This is a genomic window from Skermanella sp. (assembly GCF_059503625.1).
The window spans coordinates 1-4,727 of the sequence record NZ_JCACHA010001203.1; the positions used below are offsets into that span (position 1 = coordinate 1).

General features: G+C 60.8%; 3 protein-coding genes. All 3 read right to left on the minus strand.

Annotated features, from left to right (window positions below; all coding sequences use genetic code 11):
* Positions 1–1,069: 1,069 nt before the first annotated feature.
* Positions 1,070–2,470, minus strand: a complete 1,401-nt coding sequence (locus AC5JJ6_RS42190; RefSeq protein WP_496047795.1) for a DUF6538 domain-containing protein — start codon at positions 2,468–2,470, stop codon at positions 1,070–1,072.
* Between the two features lie 134 nt (positions 2,471–2,604).
* Positions 2,605–3,390: a phosphate/phosphite/phosphonate ABC transporter substrate-binding protein gene (locus AC5JJ6_RS42195; RefSeq protein WP_496047796.1), complete on the minus strand. Its 786-nt coding sequence runs from the start codon at positions 3,388–3,390 to the stop codon at positions 2,605–2,607.
* A gap of 44 nt (positions 3,391–3,434) precedes the next feature.
* The coding region (locus AC5JJ6_RS42200; RefSeq protein ID WP_496047797.1) for an oligopeptide/dipeptide ABC transporter ATP-binding protein at positions 3,435–4,727 on the minus strand (1,293 nt) is incomplete at its 5' end.

Consider the following 4,727-nt stretch of genomic DNA (forward strand, 5'->3'; position numbering starts at 1 on the left):
GACATTGGTGGCATAAATCAGGCGCTATGGGAGGCGCTGCACGGGGGCAAGGTCAGTTCCCCAGAACAGGGGGGTGTGTTTTGAGGTGGAAGGTACCGGCCACTAGGCGTTCGGTACCCTGAGGGCACTAACAGCGCTGGAGGGGTGCTGCATGTACCTATGGGTAGTTTTGGCAAGCCATTGTTGACCTATTGTACGTAGAGACATCAGCTTCGGATACGAGCAAGATCATGAAGCCAAAAGGTGAGGCATAGTCTGCTAACACTTACAAAATGTTCCAAAACTGCTGAGTAATCGTCTGTTCACGTCCTATGTAAGGCTTTCAGATGATTGACACCCACCTCCGAAACTTCACAGAACTAGAGTCCCAGATCCGACAGACGCTTAGGGATCTTGAGGAACACTGCCGCAGTCTCCCCGCCGCACAGCAAGGCACGGTCAAGGGAACCATCGAGAGATTGGAAAAGGCTTTGGGGGGAAAAGAGGAGATTATGACCGACCAACGCAAGCGCCCCCGAAAACGTGCGCTCTGCTGCTAGGCCTGCTAGAGGACCTCAAGGCCGTCTGAACATCGCTGCGTAATAAATCAAATCATCGCTACTTCTGTTAGCGGCGATATACTATTATCCATTGTATTACGGTCATTGGGTCAGTTCTACTGAATTGAGTAGTATGTCAGGGAAATGCATTGCATGATGAGGTAACAGAAACTTCAAAGAGGTATAAAGTGTGATGGAACCGCCTTCCGGTTTTCCTGTGACACTCAAGACCTTTGCGACTAATGCGGACGCCACAGGCTACCTTAAGCACAGAGGATTTACCTTCCAGGGCGCTCCTGGGCGCTGGCTGCATATCGAAGAGGACGGGCCGGTATATGCCCGTGTTGTTCCAAAGGTCGGCACCTTCCAAGTCCGTCTATGCTGGTACAAGAAGAAGTGATAAGCCTGCTTAGTAGCAAGGCTGAGGCGCTCCTAGGAGGGCTTCTGCGTGGCCTTGGAGCGCTGGGAGCCACATGAGTAGCCCTGAGCACCAGGAGTCACCTACGGGCTTCCTAAGGAGTCCTGGAGGCTTACACCAGCGCCTTCTCCCGAACTTCATGATCGGTGGCTCCAAGGCGAATTAGGTCGTCAATCAAATGCCCGTAGGTAATCCGCTCAATGGCTTCCCGAAGGATACCGATAGGCACACCACCATCATTGTACAAGCCATAAGTTATGTGCGGCCTATCGTGCCCGAGGATCAATGCAGCGGTGGTCTCGGGGACGCCAGCGGCCTCAAGGGCACCAGCGGTGTTCTTTCGGAATGAGTGGAAGACTGTATCAGGCCCATCGATACCGATCTTTCTCCGATAGTCCGTGAACCTGTTGCTTATCTTCCAGCCACGCTTGAGGTCTGGTCCTGATGGCTTCAGTTCGTGGAAGAGGTAACCATCCTTGCTCCCTTTGATCCGCCTAGCGATCACCTGGACGATACAGGGGTGAACAGGAACCCGACGCAGGGCAGCCTTGGTCTTCCCCTCTGATACTACCAGGGTAAGGCTACCGTTACTGTCAGTTACGTCTTCCACCTGGAGGCTACAGAGTTCATCCAGACGTGCCCCTGTGTAAAGACCCAACGCCATGAGATCCTTCAGGGTCTCTGAAGGGACCACTTTGGCCTGAGGATCACCTGTCAGAAGCTTCGATATCTCTATATTGTTGAATGCCCTACGCTTAACCTTGACACCTCTTTTGGTTCCCGAGGGGACACCTTGCCGCTCCCAAGGATTTCCTTCTGCCTCCTCAACCAGCCCACGTTTGATGAGCCACTTCCAGAAGGAACTGAGACTGCTGATGTATCGGTTGATCGTTCTGGGAGCCTTCCCGGATGTGGACAGACCCTCTCCAATAAATCTCCCCGCAAGCTTCCGGTCAACATCCCTTGCCATGGCGCTTTCAGCATCCAAGCCCTCTTTGGTGATCCACTCAAGGAAGGCATCAAGGGCTGTTCTGTGCTGAAAGGCCGTCTGCTTGGTGATAGTGTCTCCCGCCTGTTGCAGCCATGGGTCAACCATCTGGCGAAGGATCGGGCTGGTACTCAGGGCCACCTTTGCGAACCTGAGGGCTGCATTGCTACCGTGAACCGGATCAATCTCCTCTTCCACCATCTCCCATATTGCCATGCGAGCCTCATCCTTGTCCGAATGTAGGGTGTCAGGGTCAACCTGGGTGGACGCCTTCATGTATGCGGCACGGTATTCCAGGGCGTGTTCAACAAGGCTCTTGCTGGCACCCTTGCTGGTGCCATCCAGGTACGCCTTGAGTTCGGCTACCACCGGCCACCGCTTACGTTGAGCTTCGGCAAGGTTTGTCGTCTGGAGGCTTCGTATTAGACTGGTCTTTCCAAGGACTTTGGTAAGCGCTGGGGGCACCCTGACACGGACGTACCACGTGTTCCGCCGCTGCTGCAGATATCGCTGATCGTTTGCCACGGGAGCCCCTGTGTGTCACTTCGGTGTGTCACCTCAGTAGCTGGAAAAGGTAAAGAAATCATTGGCTTCCGTGGGTTAGGTAGTGGTTCGTTGAGGGTCCTCCCGCCCCAACCAACTCTCAAGCATATCCAAGCTCACGCCAGCGCCGGGTACCCCGCAGCGACCGCCTGATTGGCAAGTCCTGAAACCACGCGGTATGCCCGGTCGGGCAGCGTCTCGAACCCTTCCAGCAGCAAATCGGCGCGGGCCTCCGCCAGTTCCGGAGCCGTGGCGACCGCATGAAGTGCGGTGCGCAAGGCCGCCAGCGTGTCGTCGTCGGTCGAGGCGGCGGTGACAAGCGGCAGGCACGGTGTCGCCGCCGTGACCGCCAGCACGCGGGTCTGGCCGGCCAGTTCGGGGCGGTGGCGGCTGAGATGGGCGTAGGTGACGCAGTCGATGGCGGCTATGTCGGCCGTGCCGCATGCTACCGCCTGCAGGCTGGCGAGATGGCTGCCGCTGACGGTGACGGACCCGAAGAAGCGGCCGTCGCGGGACAGAGGGGCGACGGCGGCGCGGAGCATGTTCATGCCGGTGTTGCTGTCCCAGCCGTTGATCGCGCACCGGCTGTTGCGTAGTTCGACCAGGCGCTGGACGGTGCTGGCGGCCGACACCACGATGAAACCACGGTGGCGGCTGCCGCTGCATCCGGGCGCATTGTAGCGCGGGGTCGCCACGACCTTGACCGTGTTGCCGAGCGACGTCACCAGCGGCAGGCCGCAGGTCTGGCTCAGCAGCAGGTCCGGAGCCTGCCAGAGATCGGCTGGTTCGCCGTCGAAAGTCAGCAGATCGGGAATGCCGTCCAGGCCGGCCCGGGCCAGGTTCTCCGCTATAGCGCTCCAGAGTGCCGTATGAGCCGGGCGAAGCTCTGGGAAATCGTACATCGGCAGCGATGCTCGCCGGCGGAACCCTGAAGCCGGCGCCATCGTCATGGGCGCGGGCCGACGCGGACGGGATCGGGTTTGCGGCGAGTGCGGAGTGCCGCGGTCTGCGACGCCTCCAGCGCATCGAGTGCTATCCAGCAGCGGATCATGTGTCCCTCTCCCGCGTCGCGCCAAGGCGGAGCCTCGGTCCGGCACGGATCATACGCCCGAGGGCACCGGGTATGGAATGGGCAGCCGCTAGGACGATCGGCAGGGCCGGGCGGCGCAACGTCCAGACTGACGGGACGTGCGGGTTTTTCGGTGCCCAGACGGGGAACGGCCGCGATCAGGGATTGGGTATAGGGATGGAAGGGAGGGCGGAAAACGCGCTCCGCCGGTCCGATCTCGACGATTTCGCCCAAATACATCACGCCGATTCGGTCGGACAGATACCGCACCACCGCCAGATCGTGGGAGATGAACAGGTAGGCCACCTCGCTTTCCCGCTGAAGATCGAGCAGCAGGTTGAGGATCGAGGCCTGGACCGAGACGTCCAAGGCGGAAGTCGGCTCGTCCAGGATCACCAGCTTCGGGTCTCCGGCGAAGGCGCGGGCGATGGCGACGCGCTGGCGCTGGCCGCCCGACAGCCGGTCGGGCGTGGCGGTCATCATCTTCGGCGGCAGTTGCACGTCGGCGAGCAGGGCCGAAGAGCGGTCGCGCTTGCGGCGTCCGGACAATCCGGCGAGCACCTTGACGGCGCGGCCGAGGATCGAGGAGAGCCGCTTCTTCGGGTTGAGCGTCGCGTCGGGCGTCTGGAACACCATTTGGACATCGCGCCGCTGGCGCCGGGTCCGGCGGGACGCCGTTCCGGCGACGCGCTCGTTGTTCAGCGCCACCGTGCCGGTGCTGGGCGGGACGAGGCCGGCGATCACCTTGGCAAGCGTCGACTTGCCGCTGCCGGACTCGCCGACGAGGCCGAAGGTTTCGCCGGGTGCGATCTCCAGGTCGATGTCGCTGAGGATATGCGCCTTGCCGAAGCGCCGTCCGACCTTGTTGAGGCTGAGCAGCGGCAGCCGGTCGCTTCTGCCGTTCCCGGGCGACGGCACGACGCCGGCAAGCGGTGCGGCGCTGCCGGGCAGCGGGGTTTCCATATGGAAGAAGCAGCGGCTGAGATGGCGCGTCCCCGCCCGCATCAGTTCCGGGTGCTCGACCCGGCACATCGTGCGGGAAATCAGGCAGCGCGGTTCGTAGAGGCAACCGGTGCCCAGGTCGGCGAGGTCAGGCACGCCGCCGGCGATGCCGGCGAGCCGGCGGTCCTTCTTGCGGACGCCGAAGTCGGGGATGCAGTCGAACAAGGC

Coding starts and splice junctions, on each gene's coding strand:
- AC5JJ6_RS42195 (WP_496047796.1), bottom strand. CDS start 3,390: ATGTACGATTTCCCAGAGCTTCGCCCGGCTCATACGGCACTCTGGAGC.